The sequence below is a fragment of the Streptomyces sp. LaBMicrA B280 genome (genome assembly GCF_049222185.1).
Taxonomy (GTDB): domain Bacteria; phylum Actinomycetota; class Actinomycetes; order Streptomycetales; family Streptomycetaceae; genus Streptomyces; species Streptomyces murinus.
Genome location: NZ_JBMJCT010000035.1, coordinates 1 through 19,220, shown reverse-complemented (window position 1 = coordinate 19,220; position 19,220 = coordinate 1). Strand labels below are relative to the sequence as shown.

Here is a 19,220-nt window from a genome sequence, read left to right as displayed (position 1 = left end):
TGCCTCCTTGAGAAGACGTCGTGACGTGCCGGACGGATCAGATGTTGTAGATGCCGGTCTTGTAGCGGGCCAGGTTGGCCGGGTCGCGGAAGAACTCCACGGTGTGCGCGAGCCCTTGTTCCAGGGTGTGCACGGGCCCCCAGCCGGTGGCGGCGGTGAGCCGTCCGGCGTCGGCCACGAGCCGCATCACCTCGGAGTTCGCGGGCCGGACGCGCGCGGGGTCGGCGCGGACGTCGAGGGCGGTGTCCATGACCTTGCCGATCAGGGCGACGAGGTCGCCGACCGAGATCTCGCCGCCGGTACCGGCGTTGAAGGTGCGCCCGACGACCTGCTCGGCGGGTGCGGCGCCCACGGCGAGGAAGGCCCGCGCGGTGTCCTTGACGAACAGGAAGTCGCGGGTGGGCCGCAGATCGCCGAGGGTGATGGTCCGCTCCCCCGCCGCGACCTGCCCGATGACGGTGGGGATGACGGCGCGCATCGACTGGCGCGGTCCGAAGGTGTTGAACGGCCGCAGGGTGACCACCGGGGTGCCGAAGCTGGCGTGGTAGCTGTCGGCGAGCCGGTCCCCGCCCGCCTTCGAAGCGGCGTACGGGGACTGGGTGTTGATGGGGTGGTCCTCGGTGATCGGCACGGTCTGCGCGGTGCCGTAGGTCTCGCTGGTGGAGGTGTGCACCAGGCGGGGGGTGCCGAGAGCGCGGACCGCTTCGAGCACGTTGAGGGTGCCGGTGACGTTGGTCTCCACATAGCTGTGGGGCGCCTGGTAGGAGTACGGGATCGCAATCAGGGCGGCCAAGTGGTAGGCCACGTCGGCCCCTTCGAGCAGGCCGCGCACGGAGCCGGGGTCGCGGACGTCGCCGAGGACGATCTCCACCTGGTCCAGGACGTCCGGGGCGAGGGTCTCCAGCCAGCCGTAGGAGGAGAAGGAGTTGTACTGGGCCATGGCCCGCACCCGGTGCCCGGAGGCGACCAGGGCCTCGGTGAGGTGGGAGCCGATGAAGCCCTCGGCGCCGGTGACGGCGGCGAGCGGTTGGGAGGTCAACTGGTGGGTCCTTCCAGTGAGTCGAGGAAGAAGAAGGTTCTGGTTCAGGCGTGCCGGGCCGGGCGGCCGAGCAGCCGCAGCGCGCACGCCAGGAGACAGGGCACGGCGGCCGCGCAGGCGAGCGGCAGGGCGGCCGGGCCGGGTGGCAGACGCAGCGCGGTGACAGGGCGGCCGGGCCGGGTGGCAGACGCAGCGCGGTGACCGCGCCGGCCGCGCCGGCGGCGGCCAGACAGATCACGGCGGGCGGCCAGGCGGTGCCGAACGCCTGGAGGAGCAGCGCGGTCCACAGGGTGGCCGCGAGCAGCAGCAGGGGCGCCGGTGGGGCGCCCGTGAGATACGCGGCGGGGAGCAGCGGCAGCAGATAGCCGAGCAGGCACAGGCCGAGGACACCGGCGGAGCGCAGCAGGAATCCGGCGGGGGTGGCGGTGGCGCGCAGCGCGGCGACGGACAGGCCGCGGTAGCGGTAGAGCAGCCATTCGGCGGGCCCCATGCTGAGGGTCAGCACGATCACCGCGTACGGCTCCCGGCGGCCTTCGAGCAGCACCAGCAGCCCGGCGGCGAGACCGAACAGGCCGTACGGCAGCGACCAGCGCAGCGGGGGCCGCCTGCCGCCGTCGGCGCCGGGTTCCTTGAGCAGGCCGCGCAGGGCGTGGGCGGTGACGGCGAGGGTGGCGAGCAGCGCCAGCAAGGGGAGGCCGAGGCGCGGCAGGGGACCCGGGTCCCAGTGGAGCAGGCAGGCGGCGCCCGCGAGCAGCGGGCTCAGCGCGGCGAGCAGTGTCTTCTCCCGGGCCAGGACCAGCAGGACGCCGGCGGCCGCGAGGTAGAGCGACTGGGCGGCGACGGCGAGCAGGACCGGGCCGCCGCCGGTGAGCGGCGCGGCGAGGGCGGTGGCGAGCGCGGCGCCCAGCGGCGCGCCCGAGATCGGAAGAAGGGCGGTGGCGAGCGCGGCGCCCAGCGGCGCGCCCGCGGCCAGAGTGCGGGCGGCCTCCCGGGGGCCGGTCGCCTTGCGTAAGTGGGCGCGGTGGCCGAGCCCTTGGCCGAAGGCCCAGGAGACCAGGCCCGCGAGGATCAGCGCGGCGGCGTGCCCGCCGGGGTGCCACAGGGGCGCGGTGAGCGGGTAGGCGAGGCCCGGCAGGGCGAAGAGCAGCCCGCGCAGCAGACAGCGGACATGGTCGGGGCGCCAGGGGTCGGCGGCCCGCGCGGGCTCGGGGAAGGTGCGGGGCACCTGTTCGTAGAGGGCGGTGGCCAGCGAGAACAGGTTCGGGTGGCCGTACCGGTCCTTGATCGTCTCGGCGGTGAGGCCCTCGGCCTCCAGCAGGGCGGCGACCTCGTAGGGGTGGACGGCGGGGCCGATCCGGTCGGCGAGTTCGGCGGCCAGCAGGCTGACGGCCGCCTCGTCGGTGCCGAGGCCGGGCAGCCGCAGGGACAGGGTGCGGTCGTCGGGGCGGGCGAGCCGGAGGGCGAGGGTGTCCTGTTCGGCGCCGCCCGGCTCCAGGGCCATGGGTCCGCTCATCCGGCCAGGCTCCCCGCGGCGGTCCGGCGCCCGGCCTCGCGCTCCGGCGCGGACGGGGTGCTGAACTCTCGTGTGTGGTAAGGGAGTTCCAGGTATATCGAGCGGAAGGTGTCGATGGTCTGGCGGAGCGTGAACTGCTCGATCACCCGCAGCCGCGCGGCCTCTCCCATGGCGCCGCGCCGCTCGCCGTCGCGGAGCAGTTCCAGGGCGGCCGCCGCCATTCGCCGCGGGTCGCGCGGTGGTACGACGAGTCCGGTGTCGCCCACCGCCTCGCGCACCCCGCCGACATCGGTGGAGACGGTGGCCCGGCCGCAGGACATGGCCTCGATCAGGGTGAACGGGAAGCCCTCGCTGATGCTGGAGAGCATCACCACGTTCCCGGCCGCGTAGGCGTCCTTGATGTCCTCGACGCGGCCCTCGAAGGCGACGGCGTCGCCATGGCCCAGCTCGGCCGCCAGCGCGGCACAGCGCTCCCGGTACGCCTCGCCGCCGCGGGGTGTGCCGCCGAACAGCCGAAGCCGGGCCTCGGGTATCTCGGCCCTGACGAGGGAGAACGCGCGTATGAGCGTCTCCAGGTCCTTGATGGGGTCGACCCGGCCGGCCCAGCTCAGGGTCGGTGTGGCGGGTTCGGGTCCGGCGGGCGGGAAGGCGGCCGGGTCCACGCCGTTGTAGACGGTGCGGATGGCCTTCGGGTCGGCGCCGCCCTGTTCCTCCCAGAGCCGGTTGTAGCGGTTGCCGGGGGTGATCAGGGCGGCCCTGCGGTAGCTCTCCTCGGCCAGCAGCCGGAAGAAGCCGAGGACGACGGCCTTCACCGGCCAGCGGTAGGGCGCGGTGCGGTAGCCGAGGTAGCGCTCGCGCAGATAGACGCCGTGCTCGGTGAGCAGCAGCGGGACCCCGTGCCGGTCCAGGGCGGCGAGTCCGGGCAGTACGGCCACTCCCCCGCTGACCGCGTGGGCCACGCCGTGCCGGGGCGTGGGGGCGGCGAGCGGGCGCAGGGCGTGTTCCAGCAGGGCGGTGGCGGTGACCGCGTCGTGCAGGGTGGGGCGGGCCTCGCGCGCGGCGAGGCCCGGGCGGTTCCACACGGTGGCGAGCAGGGCGATGGCCCGGTCGCCGCGCAGGAAGGGGCTCAGCGTCCCGTCTGCGGCGGCCCGCGCCAGCAGGTAGAGCGCGGGCGGGAACTGGTCCTCGGCGCACGGGTCGAGGAGGGCGGTGAGGAAGCGTTCGTAGGCGGCGGTGAGCCGGGTGAGGGCGCGGCCCCGGGGCGCGCGGCCCTCGGGCGGATCGCCCCACATGGGGACGGAGAGCACCTGGTGGACCTGGGCGGGCAGGTCCCAGACGACGGGTTCGCGGCCGGTGCCGGTGACGGCGATGATGTCGAAGTCCAGGTCGGGCATGCCCTGGACGAGCTGGTCGCACCAGACACTGACGCCGCCGTGGCTGTGCGGGTAGGTGCCTTCGGTGAGCAGGGTGACGTGCGCCGCGCCGGGGCGGCGCGCGCCGTGGTGAACGTGCATCGATCGGGCTCCACGGCCAGAGTTGTGGGGTGGTCGTGCGGTTCCCGGCCGCGTCGTGGCGGCCGGGATCCGGGGCCCGTCCGAGGGTGTCGGACGGGCCCTTGGGTCGGTGCGCGTTCAGTGCTGCGAGGAGTGCCTGGCCTGGTGCCGCGGGGCGTACGGGACCTGCTTGGTGACGCCCTTGGGGAGCCTGGTGCGCGGGGCCGGTGCGGTGGCCGCCGGGTGGGTGTGGCCGTGGGTGCCCGGGGTGGCGGCGGGCGCGGCGGCCGGCAGGGTGAAGGTCTGCGCGAGGCCGATGGAGGCGGTCCAGCCGGACAGTTCACCGCCGTAGGCGCTGCCGAAGGCGCCGAGAGCGTAGGTGCTGCCGGTGGGCAGGGTGGCGTTGGTGTAGGTGCCGCCGGGCGCCTGGACGGTGACGGTGTTGCCGATGCGGTAGGCGGTGACCTGGCCGGCGTTCAGGGCGGCGGTCCAGGCGGTGCGGCGCTGGAGTTCGGTGCCGATGTCCTTCATCCGCAGGTTCACCAGCGGGGTGTTGGCGGCGAACAGGTTGTCGTAGCCGTCGAGCACGCCGTTGAGGACCGGGTAGGCGATGCGGTCCTCGGTGAGGTTGGACTGGTGGATGAAGTGCGGCTTCGGGTCGTTGGAGAGCACGTGCCCGAGGTCGATGCGGGTCTCCAGCGGGACGATGTAGTCCTGATAGCCGGTGCTGGTGTCCAGCGGGGCGGGCAGGCAGGTGCTGGTGGCGGGGTTGTCCTCGCACACCCCGCTGCCGCCCTGGGCACGGCTGGTGTACAGCCAGTTGTACTCGTCGGCCTCCTCGGAGGCCTTGCCCGCGTTGTAGAAGACGTTCATCGGGTAGCGGGCGACCGTTTCGGCGGGGCCGACCTGGCGCTGGGCGGGGTCGCGGGAGGCGTCCGCGCCGAGCCACTTGACGCCGCTGTCGGTGAGCGCGGGGCCCAGGTTGGGGTTGTCGTCGGGCTGCTGCGGCAGGATCCGCATCCCGGAGTGCTCGCCGGTCACCAACTCGCTGTTGTCCAGGGGCAGTCCGTTGGTCAGGCCCCAGGCGCGGTTGTTGGCGATCTCGTCGTCGATGGTCTGCCGGCTGACCCACTGGGTGCTGCCGTCGGGGTTGGTCTCGCACTTCCACGGCACCACGGTGGTGTCCTGCTCGCAGCCGAGGAAGGCGTGTGTGTAGGTGTGGTTGATCCAGCGGAACTGGTTGCGGTCGGCGATGAACTTGTCGGCGAGCTGGTCGACGCCGTTGTTGTCCGCGCGCTGGTCGACGCTGCCGGAGCCGTTGAAGGCGAGGTCGAGGGTGAAGTTGTGGCTCTGCTCCCAGGCGGCGGCGTAGTCGACGTCCGCCGGGGTCATCCGGATCGGGCTCGGCGTGCCGGAGCTGTTGGTGCAGTCGACGTCGCCGGGCGTGCAGTTGAGCTGGGTGTCCCAGCGGTCGTCGGCCGCGAACACGTCGTCCACGTGCACGGCGAAGTAGTTGCGGGAGGAGCCGAGGTGCACCCCGCCGGTCATCCAGTCCACGATGCCGCGCGCCAGCAGCCGGAACTGCTGCTGGTACTGGTTGTAGACGAAGGTGATGACCAGCTCGCGCCGCCCGTCGTGCCGGTACTCGCCGACGAGTGAGCCCTGGGTGGTGGTGCCGGGGATGGTCGCCTGGACGTACGGGGTGAAGTCGGCGCCGGGTGCGGGCGTCGACAGATAGGCGTAACTCTCGCCCACGGTCGGCGAGTTGTCCTCGAAGGGCACGGCGCCCTTGAGGTAGTCGAAGGGGCCCGCCTTGCCCGCCGCGGTGACCTGGGCCTGGATGCCGTCCACGCTGCCGGAGTAGCCGCCGGTGGTCGGGACCTGGAGCCCGGCCTGGGGGCGGGCGTAGGTGTAGGCGTCGACCTGCGGGATGCCGTACGTCTGCTCGTAGGCGGCGAGTGCGCTCATCTCGGCGCTGCCGCTTGCGAACGGGTTGTCGTTGGGCAGGACGACGGCCTGGTACTTGGCGCGGGCCCGGCCGTCCACGGTGTCGGCGAGGAAGCCGGCGTCGATGGTGGGGCGGCTGCCGCTGGTCAGGTCGACCTCGGTGAACGGCGTTCCCTCCGAGGTGAGTTCGGCGGTGATGGCGTCGGTGGCCGGGCCGCCGTCGCTCACCACCAGGACTCTGAGGTCGATACGTGGTGTGCCGCTGTCGGCCTGGGCCGGTCCGGCCTGCAGGCCCAGTGCGGCGATGAGCGCGCCCACCGTCAGCGCGGTGGTGCGAATGGTCCGCTTCATGCGGTGAAGTTCCCCTCCCCGGACAGGGGTGAGCACGGCTCGCATGGAGCGGACGCACCCCCTCGCACGACCCCGGCGTCCCCCTCAGAAGCCGGTCGTCGTGCATCCGTCGCGTCACATAGTGATGGATGTGTGTAGCTTTTGTGGTCGGGTCACGAAACCTGACGGAAAATGGCGGGTGTCCAACTGCCTTGTGACGCAACCCGATTGACCTTTTTCTCGTCCTGCCCCGCGTCGCCCGGCGGACCGTCGGGTCCACCGGGCGACGTCACCGCTCCCGCGGCTGGTGCGACAGGTCCGTCAGGAACAGAGCACGCGCGTCTCGGGCGTGTAGACGGGACCGCCGTTGCTGTTGGTGCCGTCGCTGAACTCGGCGTAGAAGTACGAGTAGAAGCCGATGTTGCCGTTGCAGCCGGAGTCGGCGGCGACCTGGAGGGTCAGGGTGACGGTACGGCTCTGGCCGGGCGGGATGGTGGCGCCGTAGTTGGTGCCGAGGTTGGTCGGGCCGGTGCCGGAGCAGGAGGTGCTGCTGCCGTCGGCGGCGGCCAGGGTGCAGCCGGCGAAGCTGTACTTCAGGTCCGGACGCTGGGTGGTCAGCCAGGTCGGATCGATCGTCTGGTACACGAACAGGACGTCGTACGTCTTGTTGTTGGTCAGCGTCATCGACAGCTTGACCGAACCGCCGGGAGTGGTGGTGGCGCTGTCGGTGCTGAACGTGAGGGCGGCCGGGTCCGGGTCCGCGCTGGCGATGGTACTGAAGCCGAAGACGGCGAGGACGACGGCGAGGACGGCGGTGAGACCGAGGCGTCTCAGCAGAGGTGATCGCATGGCCCGGGAGGCTAGGTGCGGGGCGCGCGTGGCGTCTGCCCCGTCAGGGGGACCCGGAACACGATCGGCCGAAAGCGGTCGTTCCGTGAAGGCTATGTGATGGCGATGTGACGATCTTGCGGGAGGGGGATCCCTGCACGGTACGGGGGGTGACGACGGGGGTGCATGGGGTTACCGGAAACGCCGTCGCAAAGCCGGGGTAATGGCGAAGACCCGCCCCGCCCGCGCGCACGGAATCAGGTCATCCGGTTGTATGACCGCGCACTTCTCGGCCAATCGATGCATTCCGGCCGCGCCGATCCCCGCAGGGGGACCGGCGCGGCCGGAACCGAGTCACCCCCGGGCGTGCGCCCGCTCGAACGCCGCGAACGCGGCCTCCTGGCGCCACTCCAGGCGCGCCCGAGCGCTGCCGTCGAGGAGACGGCGGCAGGCCGCGCCATGCACGGGCCGGCCGGGGCGCTCGGCGCGGCAGGCCGCGACCGGGTGGTAGCCCTGGGCGGTGGGGTTGCCCTGCCACAGGCTCGCGCCGGGCAGGAAGGCGTACTGGAGGGAGGCGCGGGCCAGGTCCTTCAGCACCGGGTAGCCGAGGCCGTAGGTGGCGGCGGCGTACTGGTACTCGTGGCTGATGTCGATGCGCGAGACACCGGGGTCGTCGGTGGCGAGGACGACCGGGACGCCGTAGCGGCGATACGTGGTGAAGGGGTGCTCGGCGCCCTTGACGCCGAGGATCTGGGCGTTGCTGGAGAAGGGCACCTCGACGGCGATCTGCCGGGCCGCCATGGTGCGGGCGGTGCGCTGCCAGTTGTCCTCGTGGACGAGGTCCACGCCGTGTCCGACGCGCTGGGTGTGCGCGACGTCCACCGCCTCGGCGATATGGAACTTCAGCGCCTCGGGCTTGACCAGTCCGGGCCACAACTCGCCCGCGTGCAGGGTGACATGGGCCTTCGGGTACACGGTGCGCAGATAGCCGACCATGCGCATCTGGAGGCTGTAGTTCTCCAGCGAGCTGTCCCAGTCCTCCGGCTGCACCAGGTTGACGGCGACGAAGCGGGAGTCCGCCTCGGCGAGCCGCATGCCGAGGTCCAGCTGGGTGAAGACCCGCACCGGTGAACTGCCCCGGGACGCCTGGGAGATCCAGCGGACGGTGAGCCCGCAGGCGGGCCGGGCCTCGGCGGTGCCGCAGTGCTCGGTGGCGCGGAACTCGGCGTCGCCGTCGTCGGTCTCCTTGCGGGCGTCCGCGACCAGCCTGTCCAGCTTGCCGCCCGCGGCCAGCTTGCGGTGCAGGGCGGCGAGATCGGCGTCCCAGCCCACCTGGTCGGCGAGCTGCTTGGCGCCGTCGGAGGCGGGGGTGACCATCGTCTCCAGGTACGACTGGTTGTTGGCGACGACGGTGTCGGCGACCTGCGCGAGCAGCTTGCCCCGGTGCCGCCAGGTGACCTCGCCGAACTTGCCGAAGGTGTCGAAGAAGTGGTCGTGCCCGTTCTCGTCGGGCGGGAAGTCCTGCATGGACCAGGCGCGCACGATCGCGTCGTGGAAGGCGCGGTCGGTGCGGGCGTCGGCGGCGGGGCGGGTGCCGGGGCCGCAGGGCGGGGCGACGGCGGTCATCGTCGCGTCGACGCACAGGCCGTCCTCGGCGGCCAGCTCGATGAGGTAGTCCGTGTTCACCGCCCCGGAGAGGTGGTTGTGCAGGTCCCCGCCCTTGGGGAGCTGCCGGAAGAAGGCCCGCAGGGCCGCGGGCCGGTCCTTGACCGAGCGGAGATAGGCGTCGGTCCGCGCCTCGGCGGCCGTGGCCTGCCGGGGCGGCGGCGCGGCGGGCCGGGCCCGGCGCGGCGGGCCGGGCCGCGGCACGCGCGGGCTGCGCGGCGGCGGGCAGGGCGGACAGCAGGGACAGGACGCTGAGGGTGCCGAGCACGGCCGGAACGACCCGGCGCGGTACGGCACTTCGGGTGTGCAGACTCACAGGTGCATGATCAGCGAAGGAGGGCGGCGCGGGGCGCGCGACCGGCGCATACCGGCCGGAGAGCACCCGTGCGGGTGATGTATCCGTCTCCCTGTCCGGAAAGGAGGTACGCGCGGGACCGGGGACGACCGGGGTGGCATGCGGGGCGCCGGGCCGGGTAGTCGCGCCTCTGACGTCGTACATCGGCGAAGACACCAGGAGGCCGACCCCATGCTGATGGCACACCCCGCCGTGCTGAAGGACCTCATCACCCAGTACGAGACCCTCGCACTGCTCGGGGCCGAGGAGAGCACCCCGAGGGCGCGGCAGCGGCTCGCGGACATCTCGTACACGCTGTGCGTGGCCACCGGGACGCGGGATGTCGACATGGCCCTGATCGCGGCACGCCACCGGCTGTCCGGGGCCCGCCCGGAGGACGACTCGCTGCTCCAGGAGCCCGCACCGGCCGTCGCCGTGTCCGGCGCCTGAGGCCGGGCAGGGGCCGCGCACCGCCGCGGCCTCGCGCCCCACCAGCGGCTCCCCGCCGCGTTCCCCCCGAACTCATGGGTTCCCGCTTCTGGTCGGCGGGACCTACCGGACGGTATACAGGCCCAGTCAATCGCGTGAGGGCCGCTCCATGGCGCCGCCGCGCGCCGTGTACCGGTCCCAGGGGGGAACGATGACGAACGACAGGCGTCCGGCGAACGGGGCGAGAGCCCGGCGGCGGGCCGCGGCGCTGGCGGCGGCGGTGGGCGGATGCGCCCTGGTCGCCGCCGCCACCACTCCGGCCGCCGCGCGTCCGGCGGGCCACCACGGCCACCGCCTCACCTATGTGGCGCTCGGCGACTCCTACACCTCGGGTCCTGGCATACCTACCCAGGTGGACGCCGACTGCGCACGCTCCGACCAGAATTACCCCTCGCTGGTGGCGCTGCGGGCGGAGGCGAGGACGTTCACCGACGTCAGCTGCTCGGGCGCGACGACCGTGCAGATGTGGCAGGCCCAGGGCACCAACCGGCCCCAGCTGAAGGCCGTTTCGCGGAACACGGACCTGGTGACGCTCCAAATAGGCGGCAACGACGTCGGGTTCGGCGGCATCATCGCCACCTGCGCCCGGCTCGGTGTCCAGGACCCGACGGGCAATCCCTGCGAGCGCTCCTACGAGGCGTCCGGGCAGGACGCGCTGGCCCTCGCGGTGCGGCGGACCGCGCCGAAGGTCACCGAGATACTGCGGGCCGTGCACGCGCGGGCGCCGCACGCCCGGGTCGTGGTCGTCGGCTATCCCGATCTGCTGCCCGACGACGGCGTCGGCTGCTTCCCCCAAGTTCCCTTCGCGCAAGGGGACTTCAGCTATCTGCGGGACACCGAGAAGCGGCTGAACCTGATGCTGCGCACGGTGGCCGGGCGCAACCGCGCCGAGTACGTGGACACCTACGGTCCGACCGTGGGCCACGACATGTGCAAGGCGCCCGCGGACCGCTGGATCGAGCCGCTCCAGCCGGCCGCGCCCGCGGCCCCGGCGCACCCCAACGCCCGGGGCGAGCAGGCCATGGCGGGGGCCGTCCTGCACCGGCTCGCGGAGAACCACGGGCACCGCTGAGCACGAACGGCGGCCGCCACGCACCGGCATGGCGGCCGCCGTGCCGAACACCGGCAGGCAGGCCGTCGCTCAGCCGCCCAGCGCGCCCTGCACCACCGTCCGGGCCTCCTCCTGCACCCGGGCCAGATGGTCCTGGCCGAGGAAGGACTCGGCGTAGATCTTGTAGACGTCCTCGGTGCCCGAGGGGCGGGCCGCGAACCAGGCGTTGTCGGTGCTGACCTTGATGCCGCCGATGGCCGCGCCATTGCCGGGCGCCTCGGTGAGCACGGCGGTGACCGGCTCCCCGGCGAGGGTGTCCGCCGTGACCTGGGCGGGCGACAACTTGCCGAGCAGGGCCTTCTGTTCGCGGGTGGCGGGGGCGTCGATGCGGGCGTAGGCGGGCTCGCCGAAGCGCGCGGTCAGGCCCGCGTAGTGCTCGGAGGGGGTCCGGTCGGTGACGGCGGTGATCTCGGAGGCGAGCAGGGCGAGGATGATGCCGTCCTTGTCGGTGGTCCACACCGAGCCGTCCCGGCGCAGGAAGGAGGCACCCGCCGACTCCTCGCCGCCGAAGCCGAGTTCCCCGCCGATCAGCCCGTCCACGAACCACTTGAAGCCGACGGGCACTTCGACCAGGCGGCGGCCGAGGTCGGCGGCGACCCGGTCGATCATGGTGGAGGACACCAGGGTCTTGCCGACGCCCGCCCGGACGGACCAGTTCTCGCGGTGCCGGAAGAGGTAGTCGATGGCGACCGCGAGGTAGTGGTTGGGGTTCATCAGGCCCGCGTCCGGGGTGACGATGCCGTGCCGGTCGGCGTCGGCGTCGTTGCCGGTGGCGATGCGGTACGTGTCGCGCTGCTCGATCAGCGAGGCCATCGCGTAGGGCGAGGAGCAGTCCATGCGGATCTGGCCGTCCCAGTCCAGCGTCATGAACCGCCAGGTGGGGTCGGTGTGGGGGTTGACCACCGTGAGGTCGATGCGGTGCCGCTCGGCGATCCGGCCCCAGTAGGCGACGGAGGCCCCGCCCAGCGGATCGGCGCCGATGCGCACCCCGGCCGCGCGGATCGCGTCGAGGTCGAGGACGCCGGGCAGGTCGTCGACGTAGGTGCCGAGGAAGTCGTAGCGGGCGGTGGTGTCCGCGGCGAGCGCGCGGGCGTACGGCAGCCGTCGTACGTCCTTCAGGCCGCCGGTGATGATCTCGTTGGCGCGGTCCTGGATCCAGGAGGTGGCGTCCGAGGCGGCCGGGCCGCCGCTCGGCGGGTTGTACTTGAAGCCGCCGTCGGCGGGCGGGTTGTGCGAGGGGGTCACGACCACGCCGTCGGCGAGCCCCGTGGTGCGGCCCCGGTTGTGCGTGAGGATGGCGTGCGAGACGGCGGGGGTGGGCGTGTAGCCGTCCGCGCTGTCGATGAGCACGGTCACGCCATTGGCGGCGAACACCTCCAGCGCGGTGACCTTCGCGGGCTCCGACAGGGCGTGGGTGTCGGCGCCCAGGAACAGCGGTCCGTCGATGCCCGCTCCGGCGCGGTACTCGCAGATGGCCTGGCTGGTGGCGGCGATGTGGTCCTCGTTGAAGGCACTCGCCAGGGACGAGCCCCGGTGCCCCGAGGTGCCGAACGCCACCCGCTGGGCCGGGTCGGCCGGGTCCGGGTGCAGCGCGTAGTACGCCGTGACCAGCCTGGCCACATCGACAAGATCCTCGGGACCGGCCGGCCGGCCGGCTCGCTCGTGCGCCATGAGTGCGTTCCTCCGCGTCGGTTTCGGTCGCTCGCTGACGCCCATCTTTGCTCGTCAGGAGCATGACGCGCGAGTACGCCCCACCTTATGATCCGCCGCCCTCCGCGCCGTCCGGCCACGCGTACGGGACGCTTCACGGACGGGCCCCGCCGTGGACCCGCCGGTGGTCGCCGTGATCCGGCGGGCCACGCCGCGGCAGGCCGCCGGGATCGCCGCGGGGACCGTGGCGGCGGCAGGCCGCCGGGATCGCCGCGGGGACCGTGGCGCCCGCGCCCGCCGGTCTGCCGCAGCCCTCGCGGGCGCGGGCGGCCGTCAGCCGATGTGGTAACTGTCCCCGTACACCTTCCAGTCGAGCGGCGTCCTCAGGTCGAGGTTGCCCTTGCGCAGGAAGACCCGCTGTTCGGTGTCGACGCGGGTGGTGTCGCTGTGCGCCTCCTCCTGTTTCATGGCCCAGACCCGGGCGTCGAGGAAGGCGTTGAGGTACGCCGTCTCGTCGCCGCCCCGCGCCGGCGGCTCGGCGGTGCGCAGGGCACGCTTGCGGATGTTGCGGAAGCTGGTGGAGTCGTCGCCGTCGCCGTGCATGACGATGGCGTCGTAGTAGCAGAACTGGCCGAGGGCGCGCAGTCCGTCGGTCTTGCCCTGGGCGACGGCGGGGTCGAAGTAGACCCGGTCGCGCTCGTCGTCCTGGCACTTCTGGAACGCCGTGTCCTGCGCGGCCTTGCGCCAGTCCTCGGGGAAGTCCGGGTCGAGCCCGGAGTGCGAGTCGCTGCCATTGACCTTGCGCAGCGCGGGCAGGTACTTGGCCAGGACGTCGCCCGGCTTGCGGTCGGCGTAGAGCTGGACGAGGTCGAGCATGTCGCCGGTGCCGGAGCAGAAGCCGATGATGCCGGCGGTGTAGCCGCGGCCGTCGCCGATGTCCTCGATGTACGTGTACTGGGCCTTCCAGTCGAGCGAGGAGTTCTCCGCGCTCGACACCAGCTTCATCGCGATCTCCTTCTTCGCGGGATCGTCGAGGCCGGTCGCGGCCGCGGTGCCGGACTGCGCCGCGACGGCGCGCGGGACACCGAGCGCGGCACCGGCGGCCACGGCGCCCAGCGCGGCGACGAGGGTACGGCGGGACAGGCGGGCGGAGGCTGCTGAATCGCGGTGGTCATGCGCCACTGGGGCTCCAAGTAGGTGTGGGGGGTGGCGAGTTGGGCCAGTACGAAGGTGCTGCGCGTACTGGTAGGAAAGTTTCCTATCAGAGCCGGGAGGGGCCGGTAACCCGGTCCGCGCGAAGTTCGTAGGATCGGACAGCCCTCACCCGGAAAACCGAAGAGGTCCCCACTCAGAAACAGGGCCGCTCAATCCCATCCGGCTGCGCAATTGGACTTATGGATCACCTCGGCGCAGGGTGGACGGGACCCCCTCGCACCTCTGGGGGCACCCGTACCGCACCACCCGGAGAACACCCGATGACCCATGTCGCGGACCCCGCTCGCTACGACGGCACCATGCGTTACCGGCGCACCGGCCGCTCAGGCCTCGACCTGCCGGTCCTCTCCCTGGGCTACTGGCACAACTTCGGCGACGACCGCGCCTTCGAGACCCAGCGCGAGATCGCCCTGCGCGCCTTCGACCTGGGGATCACCCATCACGACCTGGCCAACAACTACGGCCCCCCGTACGGCTCGGCGGAGGCCAACTTCGGCCGGCTGATGCGCCGGGACCTCGCGCCGTACCGCGACGAGATGGTGATCTCCACCAAGGCGGGCTGGGACATGTGGCCGGGCCCCTACGGGCAGGGCGGCGGATCCCGTAAGTATCTGCTGGCCTCGCTGGACCAGTCGCTGCGCCGGATGGGCGTGGACTACGTGGACATCTTCTACTCCCACCGGCTGGACGCGAGCACGCCGCTGGAGGAGACGATGGGCGCCCTCGACACGGCCGTCCGCCAGGGCAAGGCGCTCTATGTCGGCATCTCCTCCTACGACGCCGAGCGCACCCGGCAGGCCGCCGCGATCCTGCGCGACCTGGGCACCCCGCTGCTGATCCACCAGCCGTCGTACAACATGTTCAACCGCTGGATCGAGACCGAGGGCCTGCTGGACGTGGCCCAGGAGGAGGGCTTCGGCGTCATCGGCTTCACGGCGCTCGCCCAGGGTCTGCTGACCGGCCGCTACCTGGACGGCGTACCGGGCGACTCGCGGGCCGCGCGCGGCGACTCCTTCGACCGCTCCTGGCTGACCGAGGACGTGCTGCGCCGACTGCGCGCCCTGAACGGCATCGCCGCCCGGCGCGGGCAGACCCTGGCCCAGCTGGCGCTCGCCTGGGCGCTGCGCGACCAGCGGGTGACGTCGCTGGTCATCGGCGCCTCCCGCACCGAGCAGCTGGAGCAGAACGTGGCCGCGCTGGACCACCTCGACTTCACCGACGAGGAGCTGGCCGAGATCGACACGTACGCCACCGACGGCGGCGTCGACCTGTGGCGCGAGGCCCGGCTGGGCAATCTCGATTGACCCCGAGGAGTGTGACGCACATCACAGAAATCAGGGATAAATAAGACTTAATCTGGCAACTCGGACATCCTTACGACTCCCTCACACCGCAAGGAGCCGCTCGCCGCATGGTGCACGCAGCCCGTCCCAGCCACGTCCCGCCGCCCCACCCGGACCTGAGCCGCGCCCGCGATTGCGAGCGCTGCCTCGGCTGGGGAACCGTCGTCAGCCGCGAGGGCGAGCACGAGCTGTGCCCCAGTTGCCAGCGGGCCCCCGGTTCCGCCGGGGGCCCCGTCCTCTGACCGCCCGTACCGTTGAGGCATGGCCGCCCCTCCGCTTCCGGGACCACTGGCCCATCTGGCGCCGCTGCTCGGCCACTACGGCTACTGGGCCGTGGGAGCCGTGATCCTCGTGGAGGACTTCGGCATCCCGGCACCCGGCGAGACGATCCTGCTCGCCGCCGGGGTGTACGCGGGCGCGGGTGAGCTGGACATCGTGAAGGTGGCCCTCATCGCCTTCGCCGCGGCCGTCGTCGGGGACAACATCGGCTATCTGATCGGCCACTTCGGCGGGCGCGCCTTCGTGCACCGCTGGGGGAAGTACGTCTTCCTGACCCCGAAGCGGTTCGCGGCCGCCGAGGACTTCTTCACCCGGCACGGCGGCGTGATCGTGACCGTGGCCCGGTTCATCGAGGGTCTGCGCCAGGCCAACGGGATCGTCGCGGGCACCTCGGGCATGCACTGGCGCCGCTTCCTCGCCTTCAACGCCCTCGGCGCGGCCCTGTGGGTGGGTCTGTGGACCACCCTCGCCTATCTGGCGGGCAGCCATATCGACACGGTGTACGAGGAGATCAAGCGCTACGAGCTCTACTTCCTGCTGGCCCTCGCGGTCCTGGTCCTCGCGCTCGTGGCCCGTCATGTCGTACGACGGCGCCACGAGCGCGCCGGGTCCGAGGGACCCGAGGGACCCGGCTGAGCCAGGGATCGGGGGCTCCAGAGAGGGATCAGGGGCTCAGGAGGGGCGCGCCGCCCCGCTCGGCTTCGGCGCGGGGTGCTCGGCGCCGGTCGTCGGCGCCTCGTCGGCGCGTTCATGGCCGCCGCGCAGCGCGGAGGCCACCGCGGAGACCAGGGCCATACCGGCGGCCACGCTGAAGACGATGGTCAGGCCGTGGTGGAAGGGCCCGGAGACCAGTTCGGGGAAGAACGTGTGGCCGGTCAGGGTGGCGCGCTGGGCGGCGGTCAGCTGGTCCAGGGTGCCGCCCGCGAGCAGATGGCCGATGGGGTTGTTGCCGAGGAACGTGGCGAACAGGGTGCTCACCGGCGGCAGCGAGGCCACCTGGTGCGCGGTCGCGGCGGGCACGCCGTGCGCCGCCAGGCCGCTGCTCAGGGTCTTCGGCAGGGTGGCGGCGAGGCCGGAGACCATCAGCGAGAAGAACACGCCGATGGACAGGGCCGTGCCCGAGTTCTGGAAGGTGGAGCGCATTCCGGAGGCCACGCCCCGGTACTTCGCCGGCACGCTGCCCATGATCGAGGAGGTGTTGGGCGAGGAGAACATGCCCTGGCCCAGCCCGTTGAGCAGCAGCAGCGCGGCGAACGGGCCGTAGTCGAAGTCCACCGGCAGGGCCAGCAGCCCGAGGAAGGACCCGGCGACCACCAGCAGCCCGGCGGTGGAGAAGATCCGGGCGCCGAACCGGTCGGAGAGATAGCCGGAGACCGGACCGGCGAGCAGGAAGCCGAGGGTCAGCGGCAGCATGAAGATGCCCGCCCACAGGGGGGTGTCCTCGAAGTCGTAACCGTGCAGCGGCAGCCAGATGCCCTGGAGCCAGATGATCAGCATGAACTGGAGCCCGCCGCGCGCGATCGCGGTCAGCAGGGCGGCGAGGTTGCCCGCCGCGAAGGCCCGCACCTTGAACAGGGAGAGGCGGAACATCGGTTCGGCGATCTTGTTCTCCACCACGCAGAAGACGAGCAGCAGGAACACGCCGCCGATCAGCCCGGTGAGGACGAGCGGGTTGGTCCAGCCGGTGGGGTGGCCGCCGTAGGGCTGGATGCCGTACGTGATGCCCGCGAGCAGGATGCCGGCGCCCGAGGCGAAGGTGAGGTTGCCGAGCCAGTCGACCCGGCCGCGCCCCCCGGCCGCGGTCTCGCGCAGGCTCAGATACGACCAGATGGTGCCGGTGACACTGATCGGGACGCTCACCCAGAACACCGCCCGCCAGTCCACGGCGGCCAGCAGACCACCGGCGAGCAGGCCGAGGAACTGCCCGGCGAGCGCGGTGATCTGGTTGATGCCGAGCGCCATGCCGCGCTGCCGGGAGGGGAAGGCGTCGGTGAGGATCGCGGCCGAGTTGGCGGTGAGCATGGAGCCGCCGAACGCCTGCACGATGCGCCACAGGATCAGCCACAGCGCGCCCGCCCCGGCCCGCAGCGGGTCCAGGGACAGGGCGATGGAGGCGAGGGCGAAGACCAGGAAGCCCAGGTTGTAGATGCGCACCCGGCCGAACATGTCGCCGAGCCGGCCGAGGACCACCACCAGGACGGCCGAGACCAGCAGATAGCCGAGGATCATCCACAGCAGATAGCCGATGTTGCCCGCGGCGAGCGGGTCCAGGCCGATGCCGCGGAAGATGGCGGGCAGCGAGATGATCACGATGGAGGCGTCCATCGTGGCGATCAGGACACCGAGCGTGGTGTTGGACAGGGCGACCCACTTGTAGCCGGGGCCGGGCGGTGCGGCCCGCTGCCGGGCCGAGCGGGCGAGGAGCCGGGCGCGTATGCCGCCCTCGGGCGCCTCGGCGTTCACAGCTGTTCCGCCAGTCGGTCGAGGAGGGGCAGTACGCCGGTCAGGGCCCTGCGCTCCTGCGGGGTGAACCCGTCCAGGGCGTGGGCGAGGCGGTCGGCGGACTCGGAGCGGCGCCGCTCCAGCACGGTCCGGCCCTCCTCGGTGATCGCGATGACGGCCCGGCGCCGGTCGGCCGGATCGGGGGCCCGGCTGATCAGGCCCCGCTGCTCCAGGCCGGCCAGGGTGCCGGCCATCGCCTGCGGCCGTACCCGCTCCAACTCGGCGAGCGCGCCCGGCGAGTCGGGCCCGCTGCCCGAGAGCCGGGCCAGCACCGAGGCGCCGGACAGAGTGAGGTCGCCCACCGCGTGGGCCTGGCGCAGCCTGCGCACGATCCGGCCCATGGCCAGCCGGAGCGCGCCCGCGAGCGCGCTGGTCCCCGGGTCGCCGCCCGGGTCGGCGGGGGCTGCCCCCGCCCTGTCTTCCGTCGCCACATCCATGATTAGTAACAATAGGTTTAGCAGTCTGGCCTGTACAACCAAGGGCGGGTAATCGGTTTGAGGGGCGTCGCAGTGGCAAACCGAATGGCGAACGGAACATCACGAGACGTTGGGAAGTGAGACTCCGATGGCAGGCAACCAGAAGGCGAAGGGCAAGGCGGAGCAGGCCAAGGGCAAGGCCAAGGAGGCCATCGGCCGCGCCGTCGGCAACGAGAGCATGGAGGCCGAGGGCCGCATGGAAGGCGCCAAGGGCGACGCCCGGCAGGCCAAGGAGAAGGCCAAGGACACCTTCAAGCACTGAGGCCCGCCGTCGGCCATGACGCTGACCCGGACGTCGACTCCAGCGGGTCCCGGGAATCCACCCCAGCGGATTCCCGGGGCCCGCTGTCGCGTCCGGCACCCGCTGCCAGCAGGGATTCGTGTGCAACCGAAGGATTCCCGGTGCACGTCCCCTTGATCGACGGACCAGCGGGTAGCCGAGCTACAGGACGGCACGTTCCCCGCACGCTCGCAGGAAGGGCCCCCGAACCCGGAGGGAAAAGGGCGACGAGGTATGGACATCTCGCTGAGGACGCACCCGAGGACGCAGGACCTGGGCTACAGCCGCACCTGGGACACCGCCATGTGCAGCAGCGCCGACGCGCGTGACGCCGTCGCCGCCCTGCTCGCCGCGGCACGCCCGGCGCCGCCGCGGCGCTCGGTCCAGGACGCGCAGCTTGTCGTGAGCGAACTGGTGACGAACGCGGAGAAGCACGCGCCGGGCCCGTGCACGCTCAGCCTGGAGCTGAGGCCCGGTGCCCACGCGCTGCGCATCTGTGTGACGGACACCTCCAGTTCGCCGCCGCGTCCGCGTCCGCCCGACCCCGGACGGGTCGGCGGCCATGGTCTGCATCTGGTGCGGATGCTCTCGCGGGACCTGGAGGTGACGGTGCTGCCGGAGGGCAAGCGGGTCACCGCGACGGTACCGCTGGCCCCCGAGGGCGGCGGGGTGCGGGGCGAAGGGTGAGCCCGCGCCACGGCGGCTGAGCGCAACGGCGCTCGCCCC

18 protein-coding genes are annotated in these 19,220 nt (G+C 72.3%); 9 read left to right on the top strand and 9 right to left on the bottom strand.

The window, feature by feature from the left end:
• Positions 1 to 37: 37 nt before the first annotated feature.
• The gene (locus ACLF5H_RS27080; protein WP_421678621.1) at positions 38 to 1,039 is read right to left on the bottom strand and encodes a GDP-mannose 4,6-dehydratase; all 1,002 of its coding nucleotides are present in this window, start codon (positions 1,037 to 1,039) and stop codon (positions 38 to 40) included.
• A gap of 724 nt (positions 1,040 to 1,763) precedes the next feature.
• On the opposite strand from ACLF5H_RS27080, the gene ACLF5H_RS27075 reads away from it, so the two are divergent.
• Both ACLF5H_RS27075 and ACLF5H_RS27070 read left to right on the top strand, forming a co-directional pair.
• Positions 1,764 to 2,051, top strand: a complete 288-nt coding sequence (locus tag ACLF5H_RS27075) for a hypothetical protein (RefSeq protein WP_421678620.1) — start codon at positions 1,764 to 1,766, stop codon at positions 2,049 to 2,051.
• 9 nt (positions 2,052 to 2,060) lie between these two features.
• On the top strand, positions 2,061 to 2,633 hold the full coding sequence (locus ACLF5H_RS27070; protein WP_421678619.1) for a hypothetical protein: 573 nt from the start codon (positions 2,061 to 2,063) through the stop codon (positions 2,631 to 2,633).
• Here the strand turns inward: ACLF5H_RS27070 and pelF are convergent.
• From pelF to ACLF5H_RS27050, 4 genes are all read right to left on the bottom strand, one after another.
• A complete protein-coding gene (gene pelF / locus ACLF5H_RS27065) occupies positions 2,549 to 4,066 on the bottom strand; it encodes a GT4 family glycosyltransferase PelF (RefSeq protein ID WP_421678618.1) in 1,518 nt (505 codons plus the stop codon). The genes ACLF5H_RS27070 and pelF overlap by 85 nt on opposite strands.
• A 117-nt stretch (positions 4,067 to 4,183) precedes the next feature.
• Complete coding sequence (locus tag ACLF5H_RS27060; RefSeq protein WP_421678617.1) at positions 4,184 to 6,343, bottom strand: hypothetical protein; 2,160 nt, start codon at positions 6,341 to 6,343, stop codon at positions 4,184 to 4,186.
• Between the two features lie 300 nt (positions 6,344 to 6,643).
• Positions 6,644 to 7,171 (bottom strand): hypothetical protein, encoded by a 528-nt coding sequence (locus ACLF5H_RS27055; RefSeq protein WP_128788543.1) that lies wholly within the window; start codon positions 7,169 to 7,171, stop codon positions 6,644 to 6,646.
• A gap of 333 nt (positions 7,172 to 7,504) precedes the next feature.
• Positions 7,505 to 9,019, bottom strand: a complete 1,515-nt coding sequence (locus tag ACLF5H_RS27050; RefSeq protein ID WP_421678616.1) for an adenosine deaminase family protein — start codon at positions 9,017 to 9,019, stop codon at positions 7,505 to 7,507.
• Between the two features lie 322 nt (positions 9,020 to 9,341).
• Between ACLF5H_RS27050 and ACLF5H_RS27045 the strand changes: the two genes are divergently transcribed.
• On the top strand, positions 9,342 to 9,599 hold the full coding sequence (locus tag ACLF5H_RS27045; protein ID WP_421678615.1) for a DUF5133 domain-containing protein: 258 nt from the start codon (positions 9,342 to 9,344) through the stop codon (positions 9,597 to 9,599).
• Between the two features lie 190 nt (positions 9,600 to 9,789).
• Positions 9,790 to 10,710 carry an SGNH/GDSL hydrolase family protein gene (locus ACLF5H_RS27040; protein WP_421678614.1) on the top strand — a complete coding sequence of 307 codons (921 nt, stop codon included), beginning with the start codon at positions 9,790 to 9,792 and terminating at the stop codon, positions 10,708 to 10,710.
• A gap of 69 nt (positions 10,711 to 10,779) precedes the next feature.
• Here ACLF5H_RS27040 and pgm read toward each other — a convergent pair whose 3' ends face one another.
• Together pgm and ACLF5H_RS27030 are read right to left on the bottom strand one after the other, a co-directional pair.
• Complete coding sequence (gene pgm, locus ACLF5H_RS27035; RefSeq protein ID WP_421678613.1) at positions 10,780 to 12,420, bottom strand: phosphoglucomutase (alpha-D-glucose-1,6-bisphosphate-dependent); 1,641 nt, start codon at positions 12,418 to 12,420, stop codon at positions 10,780 to 10,782.
• Positions 12,421 to 12,732: 312 nt separating this feature from the next.
• Entirely contained in the window at positions 12,733 to 13,581 is an 849-nt protein-coding gene (locus ACLF5H_RS27030) for a chitosanase (RefSeq protein ID WP_421678612.1), read from the bottom strand.
• Between the two features lie 293 nt (positions 13,582 to 13,874).
• On the opposite strand from ACLF5H_RS27030, the gene mgrA reads away from it, so the two are divergent.
• The 3 genes from mgrA to ACLF5H_RS27015 all read left to right on the top strand — a co-directional run bounded on the left by mgrA (position 13,875) and on the right by ACLF5H_RS27015 (position 15,872).
• The gene (gene mgrA / locus ACLF5H_RS27025) at positions 13,875 to 14,918 is read left to right on the top strand and encodes an L-glyceraldehyde 3-phosphate reductase (protein ID WP_398032079.1); all 1,044 of its coding nucleotides are present in this window, start codon (positions 13,875 to 13,877) and stop codon (positions 14,916 to 14,918) included.
• 107 nt (positions 14,919 to 15,025) lie between these two features.
• Entirely contained in the window at positions 15,026 to 15,199 is a 174-nt protein-coding gene (locus ACLF5H_RS27020) for a hypothetical protein (RefSeq protein WP_421678611.1), read from the top strand.
• A 19-nt stretch (positions 15,200 to 15,218) separates the two neighbouring features.
• A complete protein-coding gene (locus ACLF5H_RS27015; RefSeq protein WP_421678610.1) occupies positions 15,219 to 15,872 on the top strand; it encodes a DedA family protein in 654 nt (217 codons plus the stop codon).
• Between the two features lie 36 nt (positions 15,873 to 15,908).
• Here the strand turns inward: ACLF5H_RS27015 and ACLF5H_RS27010 are convergent, their stop codons facing one another.
• Both ACLF5H_RS27010 and ACLF5H_RS27005 read right to left on the bottom strand, forming a co-directional pair.
• The gene (locus ACLF5H_RS27010; RefSeq protein ID WP_421678648.1) at positions 15,909 to 17,597 is read right to left on the bottom strand and encodes an MFS transporter; all 1,689 of its coding nucleotides are present in this window, start codon (positions 17,595 to 17,597) and stop codon (positions 15,909 to 15,911) included.
• Positions 17,598 to 17,695: 98 nt separating this feature from the next.
• Positions 17,696 to 18,175, bottom strand: a complete 480-nt coding sequence (locus tag ACLF5H_RS27005) for a MarR family winged helix-turn-helix transcriptional regulator (RefSeq protein WP_421678609.1) — start codon at positions 18,173 to 18,175, stop codon at positions 17,696 to 17,698.
• Between the two features lie 127 nt (positions 18,176 to 18,302).
• Here ACLF5H_RS27005 and ACLF5H_RS27000 point away from each other — a divergent pair, with 127 nt between their 5' ends.
• Entirely contained in the window at positions 18,303 to 18,476 is a 174-nt protein-coding gene (locus ACLF5H_RS27000) for a CsbD family protein (RefSeq protein WP_078967593.1), read from the top strand.
• Between the two features lie 252 nt (positions 18,477 to 18,728).
• A complete protein-coding gene (locus tag ACLF5H_RS26995) occupies positions 18,729 to 19,181 on the top strand; it encodes an ATP-binding protein (protein ID WP_421678608.1) in 453 nt (150 codons plus the stop codon).
• Positions 19,182 to 19,220: the final 39 nt, after the last annotated feature.